The organism is Leisingera sp., from assembly GCF_034669605.1.
Lineage (GTDB): Bacteria > Pseudomonadota > Alphaproteobacteria > Rhodobacterales > Rhodobacteraceae > Leisingera.
On the sequence record NZ_JAXMOX010000179.1, the window covers coordinates 1 to 9,824 of the forward strand.

The window sequence follows — 9,824 nt, forward strand, 5'->3', positions numbered from 1 at the left end:
CCGGCGCCGAGCGGCACCTGGGCGCCGACGATGCCGTGGCCGCCATAGAAATGCTTCTCTTTCGAGAACATGTGCATGGAGCCGCCCTTGCCCTTGGAATAGCCGCCTTCGCGGCCGGTCAGCTCGGCCATGACGCCGTCGGGATCCATGCCGCAGGCCAGCATATGGCCGTGGTCGCGGTAGGAGGTGATGCGCTTGTCGCCTTCCTCGGCGGTGGCCTCAAGGCCGACAACAACAGCTTCCTGACCGATGTAGAGGTGGCAGAAGCCACCGATCAGGCCCATGCCGTATAGCTGGCCCGATTTTTCCTCGAATCGGCGGATCAGCAGCATCTCACGATAGTACTTGGTCAGCTCTTCGGCAGAAACGTTTGGTTTCTTTGCGCTTTTCCTAGCGGCCATGGTGGTAGGCTCCCCCTGCAGGCTAGATAGTTTAGTGTTAAACCAATTAGTATCCGGTTTTGGCCCGGCTGGATAGTGCTATTCTGCTGCGGGGGTTCCGCGGTGTGAAAATCCGCCCGGGCAGCGCAAAAATGCCACGCCGCCCCTGGTGCGGAAGGTGGTCCGGCGAAACTGCAGCAGCGGAAGTCTGCAAAATTATACCGGTCAGGAAAAGCGGTAATTTTCCTAGCCGCATTGCTGCCGGAGACGGGGAGGGGGGCGCAGAGGAAGGTGGGCTGCTTTGGCGGACCTGCCGGGGAGGGCCATGTGCCCTTAGCGGATGACAATCTCGTCGGCACGGACAAGGCCAAGCACCGAGCGGGCCTGTTCATCCAGCAGGTCAAGGTCAAGATAGTCGTCGGACAGGCGGCTGGTCAGGTTTTCCATGCTGCTGATCCGGGACTGAAGGCGGTCGAGATCCAGCCGCAGTTCTTCTGCTTCGGCTTGGATCTCGACCCTCCGGAACAGACCGAAGTCGCCCTGCACGGCCGCAAAGGTGAAATACGCGCTAAGCGCGAAAGCGGTGGCAAAGAAGGCGATGGCGCCCAGCGACGGGCGGTTGCTTCGGGTCACTTTGGAGGTGCCTGTATGTTACTGCTCAAGTTTTTGATTTTGCGCCGTTTCCCGGCGTCTGCCCCTGTTATGCCACAACCGAATCGGCTTGTGAATCCCAAAACTGTCCACAGGGGGATTTTTCTGAGCGCGGCGTGGAACGGGCGGGGCGGGAGGGCTGTGCCCGGCGCGGGGCAGGCGCGCGCTCCCGGGCCGGAAACAGAGGTCTGGAACTCAGGCCTGAAACACGGGTCTGGAACACGCGGATGGCCCGCCCGGCTGACCGGGCGGGCGTTGTTCTTTACTGATCCAGCGCCGCGACGCCGGGAAGGACCTTGCCTTCCATCCATTCCAGGAAGGCGCCGCCGGCGGTGGAGATATAGGTGAAATCACCTGCAGCGCCGGAGGCGTTCAAGGCCGCCACGGTGTCGCCGCCGCCGGCCACCGAGATCAGCTGGCCGGCGCGGGTCAGCGCGGCTGCTTTCAGTGCGGCGGCGTTGGTGGCAGTGTCAAAGGGTTCCAGCTCGAAGGCGCCAAGGGGGCCGTTCCAGACCAGCGTCTTGCTGGCCTCGAACACCGCGTTGATCCGGGCCAGGCTGTCGGGGCCTGCATCCAGGATCATGCCATCCTCGGGGCATTCATCGGCGGGCAGGATCTGGTGCTCGGCGTGGGCTTCGAATTTCTTCGCCACCACGATGTCGGAGGGCAGGATGATTTCGCAGCCCGCGGCCTCGGCCTTGGCGAGGATTTCGGCTGCGGTGTCCTTCATGATGCGTTCGGCCAGCGAGATGCCGACCGGCAGGCCCTTGGCGACCAGGAAGGTGTTGGCCATGCCGCCGCCGATCACCAAATGATCCACCTTCTCGATCAGGTTGCCCAGCAGATCCAGCTTGGTCGAGACCTTGGCGCCGCCGACAACTGCGGTGACCGGGCGCTGCGGCTGACCCAGGGCGCTTTCCAGCGCCTGCAGCTCGGCCTGCATCAGGCGGCCGGCGCAGGCGGGCAGCAGCCGGGCGATGGCTTCGGTGGAGGAATGCGCGCGGTGGGCGGCAGAGAAGGCATCGTTGCAGTAAACCTCGCCCAGACGCGCCATGCCGGCGGCCAGTTCGGGGTCGTTTTTGGTCTCGGCGGCGTGAAAGCGGGTGTTTTCCAGCAGCAGCACCTCGCCGGGCTGCAGCGCGTCCGCGGCGGCCTCGGCGCCGGCACCGATGCAATCGGCGGCAAACAGAACCCGGGTTTCAAAGGCGCGTTCCAGCGTCGGCACCAGCTGGTTCAGCGACAGGTTCTCGCGGCGCTCGCCGCCGGGACGGCCGAAGTGGGCCAGCAGGATCGGCTTGCCGCCGGCGGCCAGAATATCGCGCACCGAGGGGGCGATGCGGCGGATCCGGGTGGAGTCGGTGACAACCCCGTCGACGATCGGCACGTTGATGTCGACGCGCAGCAGCACGCGCTTGCCGTTCAGATCCATGTCGTCGAGTGTTTTCCAGCCCATCAGCGAGACCCCTTATGGTGAAAATGCAGGTAAATCCGGCCGCTGTTTCGGGGGTTTTTGCGGATCAGTCAATGCTCCCTTGGCATTTCCGGGCGCTGGCCTTAATTATCGGTGCAAATTTCGACGACAGGAGAGCCTCATGGCCGAGATTAAAGATCCCGAAAACACCGTCATCATCGAACTGAAAGACGGTAATGTTGTGATTGAGCTGCTGCCCGATGTGGCGCCGAAACATGCCGAGCGGATGAAAGAGCTGGCCCGGGCCGGCGAATACGACAACGTCTGCTTTCACCGGGTGATCGACGGGTTCATGGCGCAGACCGGCGACGTGGCCAATGGCGACATGGAAGACGGGTTCAATATCCGCATGGCGGGCACAGGCGGCTCCGACCTGCCGAACCTGCCGGCCGAGTTTTCCAAGCTGCCGCATGACCGCGGCACCCTGGGCGCGGCCCGGTCTGCGAGCCCGGATTCTGCCAACTCGCAGTTCTTCATCAACTTCAAGGACAACCACTTCCTGAACGGCCAGTACACCGTTTACGGCCGTGTCATCGAGGGCATGGAGCATGTGGACGCGATCACCAAGGGCGAGCCGCCTGCGAACCCGGACCGGATGATCTCGGTCAAGGTTGCTGCGGATGCGTAAGGCGCTGACAGCGCTGGCCCTGCTGGCGGCTGGGCCTGCCTTTGCCACCGGTCTTGAGGTTCAGGTCGAGGGCGACGCCAACGGCACCATCAGGATCGACCTGTTCGAGGATGTGGCCCCCAAGCATGTGGAACAGATCACTGCGCTGGCCGCCGAAGGCCAGTATGACGGTGTGGTGTTTCACCGGGTGATCGAAGGCTTCATGGCGCAGACCGGCGATGTCGAGTTCGGCAAGGCCGGCGGCGACATGAGCGCGGCCGGGCGCGGCGGTTCCGGCCGTCCGGACCTGCCGGCCGAGTTCTCCGACCTGCCGTTTGACCGCGGCGTGGTGGGCATGGCGCGCTCGCAAAACCCGAACAGCGCCAATTCGCAGTTCTTCATCATGTTTGATGCGGGTCATTTCCTGAACGGCCAGTACACGGTTGTCGGCAAGGTGACCGAAGGCATGGATGTGGTTGACGCGATCAAGCGCGGCACAGGGCAGAATGGCTCGGTGACCGGTAAGCCCGACGCCATGTCCAAGGTCACTGTGACCGAATAAGGATCGCCGTTTTCCGGAAAACCGCAGGCCCGTTCCCGGTATCCGGGGGCGGGCCTGTGCCGTTGCAGCCCTGCGCTGTGCCAGGTCCCTGACATCAGGTCACAAGCCTGTGTCTCGCTCTGGTCAGGCCCGGCAAGGTGCCAATACTGGGGCCCGGCGGGGAGTTTGTTATGTTGAGACGTTTTTTGTTGAGTGCGGCTGTTTTGCTGCCCTGGATGGTGCAGGCGGACCCCGCGCGGTGGCAGCGGGAATGGCCGGAAACCGATTTCAACCGGACAAAGATCGCGGATTGGGGCCAGATCCGTTCCGGCGGGGTGCCCAAGGACGGCATTCCGGCGCTGGATGCGCCGCAGTTCACAGCGGCAGCCAAGGACCGGCGGCTGCAGCCGCGGGAGCCGGTGATCGCGCTGGAGATCGGCGGTGCCCGGGCGCGGGCCTATCCGCTGCGCTATCTGACCTGGCATGAAATCGTGAATGACGAGGTGGCCGGGGTGCCGGTGGCGGTGACCTATTGCCCCTTGTGCAATTCCGCGATGACCTTTGACCGGCGCACCCGGGCCGGGGTGCTGAGCTTCGGGGTTACCGGCAAGCTGCGCTATTCCGATATGGTGATGTATGACCGCGAAACCCAAAGCTGGTGGCAGCAGGCGATCGGCGCCGGCATTGCCGGCGAGATGAGCGGACAGCAGCTGGCCAGCCTGCCCAGCTGGGTCGAAAGCTGGGAAGAGTTCAAGGCGCGCAACCCGGATGGGCTGGTGATGGCGCAGCCGGCCTATAACCGGCGTTACGGGCAGAACCCCTACCGGGGGTACGACACGTCGGACTGGCCGTTCCTGTATGATGGCACCCCGCCGCCGCACGGGCTGGCGCCGCTGGACCGGGTGGTGCGGGTCGGCAGCCGGGCCTGGCCGCTGGCGCGGCTGGCAGAAGCAGGCGAGATCCGCGAGGCGGATGTGGTGCTGAGCTGGCGGGCCGGGCAGGCGTCGGCGCTGGATGCGGGCGCGCTGGCCAAGGGCCGGGATATCGGTTCGGTGCGGGTGCGGGACGGTGCCGGGCGCGATGTGGCGCATGACGTGATGTTCGCCTTTGCCTTTCACGCGTTCTGGCCGGACGGGCAGTGGATGCTGAAATAACAACGGCGCGCCGGCGGGGCGCACCTTGAACTGGTCATAGATTGCGCAGGTCAGAACAGGAAGTTGTCCGCGTCCTGCAGCTGCGCCACGGTGATGTCTTCCACCAGAATGGTGACATTGGCAAAGGTGACCAGGACGTCATCGCCCTGGCTGTCGAACTCCAGCCGGCTCAGGCGGTTGGCACCGCGGCCGATGGCGATGTGGTCTTCTCCGGCGGTGAAGTCACTGATGGTGTCATTACCGTGGCCCTTGTGGAAGACGAAGACATCCGCATGTTTGCCGCCCGTGAGCATGTCGTCGCCCTTGTGGCCCAGCAGCGTGTCGCGGCCGGACTCGCCCCGCAGGGTATCGCCGCTGCTGCCGCCGGCCAGCAGGTCGTTGCCCGAATTGCCGATAAGGACGTCCTTGCCGCCGCCGCCCTTCAGCGTGTCATTACCGCCTTCGCCCAGCAGCCTGTCGCCGTGTCTGCCGCCATTCAAAAGGTCATTGCCGTTGCCGCCGATCAGCTGGTCCCGCCCGCTGTCGCCCAGGAGGGCGTCATCGCCATCGCCGCCGTTGAGGGTGTCGCGCCCGGCCCCGCCGAGCAGGCGGTCACTGCCACCTTCGCCAAGCAACAGATCGCCGCCGGACAGCCCGGACAAGCTGTCATTGCCGGCACCGCCCAAAATCAGGTCGCTGGACAGCCCGGCAGAATGGTCTCCGGTCAGGGAATTGCCGCTGTAGCTGCCGGCAGTCAGGGCAAAGGTCCGGTTGGAAAATTCAAGCTGTTCGATCGACGACAGGATGTCGCGGCCATCGCCCGAGCTGATGGTGACCGTGCTGTAGCCGGAGGACAGCGACGCATTGCCGAAGGTGTCCGCAATAATCAGGCGGTCGGTGCCGCTGCCGCCATAGAGCGTGTCGTCGCCGGTTCCGAGTTTGACCGTATCGTTGCCGCCATGCGTCAGCCAGCGCTGGCCCTCGGCCATGTTGGAGGTGATTGTATCGCTGCCGGAGAGAAGAGACGCTTCCAGACGGGCGCCGCTGGTTGACGCAAAAGTGTAGAAGTTCATCGAAAAGCCGGAGAACGAAAGAACCTGCGCGCCGTTGGATGTGATGCTGAGCGACTTTAGCGTCCAGGCGTAGGGCGAGGCGGCGGAAAAATCGCCGGTCAAGCTGAAACCAGCGCCGTTTGTGCCGGTAAAGACAATCAGGTTCGAAGTTTGCGTTGTGATGCTTGCGTTGGCAAAATCCTGCGAATTCAGGTCATTGAGCGACCATCTTCCGCTCGGATCATTGAGGATAACTGTTGCCATATGAAAAATGTCCTGAGTTTTGTGCTGCGGGCTGCTGTGGCAGCCGGAAGGTCAGGCATTTCTTACTGGCGGCAACTTCTGGCTGCAAGGTAAGGAATACAGGACACCTGAGCGGGAGGGAGCCATGGCAACACCGCTCCCGGAAACGGAAAAAGCCGCAGGCGTCGGCCCGCGGCTTTGGATGTTTGCTGCCGGATCCGGCAGGGAAGGCGGCTCAGCCCTCGGCTTTATGCGCGGCGGTTGCGGCCTGCACGGCGGCGGAGGGGGCGGCGGCGGCAGGGGCCGCGGCAGGGGCGGATTTGCGGCCGCCCGGGTTCAGCGGGTCGTCCTGGCGCTGCACGGAGCCTTCGAAATGGGCGCCGCTTTCAATCGCGATGGTCTTGTGAATGATGTCGCCTTCGACGCGGGCGGTGGCGGTCAGGCGCACCTTGAGACCGCGCACGCGGCCAACGATGCGGCCGTTGATGACGACGTCATCGGCGGTGACTTCCCCCTTGATGGTGGCGGTTTCGCCAACCGTCAGAAGATGCGCGCGGATGTCGCCTTCGACGGTGCCTTCGACCTGGATGTCGCCAGTGGTTTTGACGTTGCCGGTGATGTGCAGGTCCGAGCTCAGCAGCGATGCGGCGGGCTTGGCCTTGGGCGCGCTGGCCTTGTAGTCGCTGACCGGAGCCGCCGGCGCAGCAGAAGGTGCCGGGGTTGCTTCGGCCTGCTTCGGCCCGGGCTCGTTGATTTTGCTCTTAGAAAACATTTCTCGCAGCCTTGATGTAGATCATGGGGTTTACTGGTTGCCCGTTGACCCTGACCTCGTAATGGAGGTGGGTCCCGGTGGACCGTCCGGTGTTACCCATATCAGCAATGTGATCCCCGCGCGAGACCCTTTGGCCGACCTTCACGCGGAGTTTCGAGTTATGGGCATATTTCGTTTCGATGCCAAAGGCATGGCGGATGGTGACCAGCCGGCCATAACCGGATTGCCAGCCCGCATGGGTGACCACGCCATCGGCAGTGGCAAAGATGTCGGTGCCGGTGCGACCGGCGAAATCCGACCCCTTGTGCAGGCGGCGGCCGCCGGTCTTGGGATCGCGGCGGTAGCCGAAGCCCGAGGACTGCCGGACCTGGCCCAGGTTCACCGGCGTCGCAAACGGCGCCTGCTGGGCGGCCAGGCGGTAGAGGTTCAGCTGGTCCAGTTTGGCCAGGATGCTGTTGGCCCGCAGTGCCTCGGCTGTGGGGGCCTCACCGCGGGTCGACATCGCCAAAGGGGTCAGCGGCCCGCCCTGGCCGTTGTAGCCGCGGCGCACCTGTTCCAGGATCCGCTCGGGCGGCATGCCGGCGTTGCGGAACATCTTGTCGAGCGGGGTGACGGAGACGGTGACGGCCTCCTCCAGCTGGCGGAAGATCTGGCTGTTGCGCTCGTCCATCAGCTGCAGTTCCAGTTCCAGTTCGTCGCGCTGGCCGATGGCGTCGCGGGCATCGGCCATGATCTGGTCGCGTTCCGCCGCGGTGTCCGACAGCACCCCGGCCAGCAGGTCCATCTGCGCCGAGGCGCTGGCCATCGCCGCATGGGCCGTGTTTTCGTCCCGGGTGTCCGCCTTGAGCTGGGCCAGGGAGTTCCGGGCGGTATCGCGCTCGCGCATGGTGTCGCGCAGGGTGGACTGGATCACCTCGATGCCGGTTTCCAGCTCGCGGCGGCGGGTTTCCGAGGCCAGCAGTTCCGACTGCATCATCGAAATTTGGGTCAGCGCGGCATTAAAGCGCTCCTGCGCCGCCAGCGCCTCTTCGGCGCGGTTGTCGCGTTCGGCAGAGATCGCGTTGAGCCGTTCGCGGTAGGTCTGCTGATCGCGCTTGGCCAGTTCGCGGAAGTTGCCGGCGCCGATGGTGTCCATCAGAACGATGGCCGTGGCAACGATGGTCCAGGCGACAAACAGGGTGATGCCGGTCACGGCAACCAGCTGGGTTTCGGACCGCAGCCGGATGAAGCGGGTGTCGCTGTCGGATTTCAGGAACACCCGCCGCTCGGGGAAGCGGCGTTCAAGAAAACTGTGAATTCTGATCGCAAGCCGTGTGCGCAATGTCCGTTCCCTGTCCAGTCCTGTCCCGGTCCCGCCCCGGCGCCGCAGGGCGTGCCGGGACCTTGGGCGAAGTGAATAGACAGGGCGGACCGGTTGGGCAAGCCTGTTGACCCAACAGGCCCCGAACGCGCCGGTCCGGGGGAAAGATAGGCGGAAATTTGCCGAAATGGAGACGGGCCGCAGCAGGCCGGGCGCGCGCGGCGGTCAGCCCTGGCGGTCCTCCTGCGCTTCGGTCCAGCCGCTTTCCCAGGCCTGATGATCGGCGTTATCAAAGGCATAGGGGTTGGCGGTGAAGGGCTGGCCGTTCATGCAGGCCTGAAAGCCCTCGTCAAACCGGTCCTGCCGCGGGTCCATGCCGCAGGCGTGGTGGGCGGTGTCGCGCAGGTGGGCGGCGAATTCCGGATATCTGGCAAGGTCGGTCTGGTCGAGGCCTTCGGGGTGCTGCCGCAGCGCCTGCCTGCCGCGGCGGGTCAGCTGCCAGCTGCCGTTCTGCGCCGGTTCAAGAATGCGGGCGGTCTCCAGGTCCGACAGATGGCCGGCCAGCCGGTCGCGCAGCTCTGCCGGCGGCAGGCCCGGTTTCTCATCAGCTTGCTGAAACAGGGCGGCGAGGGCGGCATCGCAACTGTCGAGGGAGACCGGCCCGGCGGCGGCCTTGTGCAGGATCAGCGCAACCAGGCTGGCGGTGCTCAGCAGTGGAAAGTCGTTCTCGAACATGGGTCCATCCGGGGGTCCGGGACTTTCCAGTCTAGGCTTCGGCGGCGCTCAGGTAAAGGCTGCCCTGCGCTCCGGCTGCCAAGGGCGGGCAGCGGTCTACCAGCCTGGCAGCGGTTTCACCTGATCGGCGAGCGGCCAGTAGAAATCCGGCGGCAGGCCGGCATCGGCGCGTTTTTCCTCGTTGAACGGCGGTTTGAGAGGGCCATGGAAATACTTGCGCACCAATGCGTGGAACACCTCCTTGGGATCCAGGTTGTCCCGGCCGCAGAGGAAGTTGAACCATTTGGAGCCATAGGCGACATGGCTGACCTCCTCGGCATAGATCACCTCCAGAGCCTGCACGGCCTGGGTGATGCCGGCCTTGCGGAACACCCCGATCATGCCGGGGGTGACGTCCAGTCCGCGCGCCTCCAGCACCATTGGCACCACGGCCAGGCGGCCCATCAGGTCGCCTGCTGTGTCCTCGGCTGCGCGCCACATGCCGGCATGGGCAGGCAGGGCGCCGTAGTGGCTGCCAAGGGCTTCAAGACAGTCGCACATCAGGTTGAAATGATTGGATTCTTCATCCGCGGCCTGGACCCAGTCGTCAAAGAACCCCATCGGCATCGGCACATGTGAAAACCGCGCGATGAGGTCCCAGTGCAGGTCCACGGCGTTGAGCTCGATATGGGCGACGGCATGCAGCAGGGCAATCCGCCCGGCCTCGGAGCCGGGTTTGCGTTTGGGCACATCGCGCGGATGCAGCAGCGCCGGCCGGTCCGGGCGGGCCGGGTGCAGGGGCGGCGATGCGGTGCCGACAGGGATTTCCGGCGCGGTGCCGGCGCGCCAGGCGGCCCATTCGGCCGCATGGCGGCGCGACACCGCAGTCTTTTCCCGGCCGTCCGCGGTGGTCAGAACTTCGGCGGCGCGTTCGGCAAGCGACAGGGGCTGATCGGTCAT

The 9,824-nt window shown here is 64.9% G+C and carries 11 protein-coding genes; 3 read left to right on the forward strand and 8 right to left on the reverse strand.

Annotated features, from left to right (window positions below; all coding sequences use genetic code 11):
• From VOI29_RS18900 to VOI29_RS18910, 3 genes are all read right to left on the reverse strand, one after another.
• A partial coding sequence (locus VOI29_RS18900) for a thiamine pyrophosphate-dependent enzyme (RefSeq protein ID WP_323782253.1) occupies positions 1-401 on the reverse strand: 401 nt, incomplete at its 3' end.
• Between the two features lie 312 nt (positions 402-713).
• On the reverse strand, positions 714-1,013 hold the full coding sequence (locus VOI29_RS18905) for an FtsB family cell division protein (protein ID WP_323782256.1): 300 nt from the start codon (positions 1,011-1,013) through the stop codon (positions 714-716).
• Between the two features lie 280 nt (positions 1,014-1,293).
• A complete protein-coding gene (locus tag VOI29_RS18910; RefSeq protein WP_323782259.1) occupies positions 1,294-2,484 on the reverse strand; it encodes a phosphoglycerate kinase in 1,191 nt (396 codons plus the stop codon).
• Between the two features lie 139 nt (positions 2,485-2,623).
• On the opposite strand from VOI29_RS18910, the gene VOI29_RS18915 reads away from it, so the two are divergent.
• From VOI29_RS18915 to VOI29_RS18925, 3 genes are all read left to right on the forward strand, one after another.
• Complete coding sequence (locus VOI29_RS18915; RefSeq protein WP_260008171.1) at positions 2,624-3,130, forward strand: peptidylprolyl isomerase; 507 nt, start codon at positions 2,624-2,626, stop codon at positions 3,128-3,130.
• Positions 3,123-3,671, forward strand: a complete 549-nt coding sequence (locus VOI29_RS18920; protein WP_323782262.1) for a peptidylprolyl isomerase — start codon at positions 3,123-3,125, stop codon at positions 3,669-3,671. The genes VOI29_RS18915 and VOI29_RS18920 overlap by 8 nt, the downstream gene beginning before the upstream one ends.
• A 170-nt stretch (positions 3,672-3,841) precedes the next feature.
• Positions 3,842-4,804, forward strand: a complete 963-nt coding sequence (locus tag VOI29_RS18925; RefSeq protein ID WP_323782264.1) for a DUF3179 domain-containing protein — start codon at positions 3,842-3,844, stop codon at positions 4,802-4,804.
• A 50-nt stretch (positions 4,805-4,854) separates the two neighbouring features.
• On the opposite strand, the gene VOI29_RS18930 is transcribed toward VOI29_RS18925, so the two are convergent.
• The 5 genes from VOI29_RS18930 to VOI29_RS18950 form a co-directional block, all read right to left on the reverse strand.
• The gene (locus VOI29_RS18930) at positions 4,855-6,099 is read right to left on the reverse strand and encodes a calcium-binding protein (protein ID WP_323782267.1); all 1,245 of its coding nucleotides are present in this window, start codon (positions 6,097-6,099) and stop codon (positions 4,855-4,857) included.
• A 214-nt stretch (positions 6,100-6,313) separates the two neighbouring features.
• Complete coding sequence (locus VOI29_RS18935; protein WP_323782270.1) at positions 6,314-6,850, reverse strand: polymer-forming cytoskeletal protein; 537 nt, start codon at positions 6,848-6,850, stop codon at positions 6,314-6,316.
• Positions 6,840-8,171 (reverse strand): M23 family metallopeptidase, encoded by a 1,332-nt coding sequence (locus VOI29_RS18940; RefSeq protein WP_323782273.1) that lies wholly within the window; start codon positions 8,169-8,171, stop codon positions 6,840-6,842. Before VOI29_RS18940 ends, VOI29_RS18935 begins: the two co-directional genes overlap by 11 nt.
• Before the next feature lie 204 nt (positions 8,172-8,375).
• Positions 8,376-8,885 carry a hypothetical protein gene (locus tag VOI29_RS18945; protein ID WP_323782276.1) on the reverse strand — a complete coding sequence of 170 codons (510 nt, stop codon included), beginning with the start codon at positions 8,883-8,885 and terminating at the stop codon, positions 8,376-8,378.
• Positions 8,886-8,981: 96 nt separating this feature from the next.
• Positions 8,982-9,824 (reverse strand): ferritin-like domain-containing protein (locus VOI29_RS18950; protein WP_323782279.1); only part of this gene is annotated, 843 nt, incomplete at its 5' end.

Excerpts from the sequence above, each read along its gene's own strand:
- VOI29_RS18935 (WP_323782270.1), bottom strand. The coding sequence starts at position 6,850 with ATGTTTTCTAAGAGCAAAATCAACGAGCCCGGGCCGAAGCAGGCCGAA.
- VOI29_RS18925 (WP_323782264.1), top strand. The coding sequence starts at position 3,842 with ATGTTGAGACGTTTTTTGTTGAGTGCGGCTGTTTTGCTGCCCTGGATG.
- VOI29_RS18910 (WP_323782259.1), bottom strand. The coding sequence starts at position 2,484 with ATGGGCTGGAAAACACTCGACGACATGGATCTGAACGGCAAGCGCGTG.
- VOI29_RS18930 (WP_323782267.1), bottom strand. The coding sequence starts at position 6,099 with ATGGCAACAGTTATCCTCAATGATCCGAGCGGAAGATGGTCGCTCAAT.
- VOI29_RS18945 (WP_323782276.1), bottom strand. The coding sequence starts at position 8,885 with ATGTTCGAGAACGACTTTCCACTGCTGAGCACCGCCAGCCTGGTTGCG.
- VOI29_RS18915 (WP_260008171.1), top strand. The coding sequence starts at position 2,624 with ATGGCCGAGATTAAAGATCCCGAAAACACCGTCATCATCGAACTGAAA.
- VOI29_RS18920 (WP_323782262.1), top strand. The coding sequence starts at position 3,123 with ATGCGTAAGGCGCTGACAGCGCTGGCCCTGCTGGCGGCTGGGCCTGCC.